Below are 255 nucleotides of genomic sequence, written 5' to 3'. Positions count from 1 at the left end.
GGCGGTATTTTGTTGCGAAGACCAAATGTAGGTGCATGAGGAAAACACAGTGTCTTCCGTGGCGAATTTCATTGTAGTGACTCATAGACCAAACTATAATCGAAGCATGCAACGACTACAAGCCTATAAATACGAACTGATGCCAGATGGCGAGCAAGAGCGCAATATGCGCCGCTTCGCTGGCGCGTGCCGATTCGTCTACAACAAGGCGTTGGCGATGCAAAAAGAGAATCATGAGGCCGGTAACAAGTTCAT

1 protein-coding gene and 1 pseudogene are annotated in these 255 nt (G+C 47.8%); one reads left to right on the top strand and one right to left on the bottom strand.

The features are described from left to right. Window positions 1-85: pseudogene (locus F1735_RS38670) on the bottom strand (IS200/IS605 family transposase); the annotation flags it as partial. Between the two features lie 21 nt (window positions 86-106). Between F1735_RS38670 and F1735_RS34995 the strand changes: the two are divergent. Continuing rightward, window positions 107-255 (top strand): helix-turn-helix domain-containing protein (locus tag F1735_RS34995; protein ID WP_167241647.1); only part of this gene is annotated, 149 nt, incomplete at its 3' end.

It is taken from the genome of Massilia genomosp. 1, assembly GCF_011682185.1.
GTDB classification, from domain to species: Bacteria; Pseudomonadota; Gammaproteobacteria; order Burkholderiales; family Burkholderiaceae_D; genus Telluria_A; species Telluria_A rubra.
The sequence above is the reverse complement of the archived record's forward strand: the minus strand, read 5'-3'. Positions and strand labels throughout refer to the sequence as shown.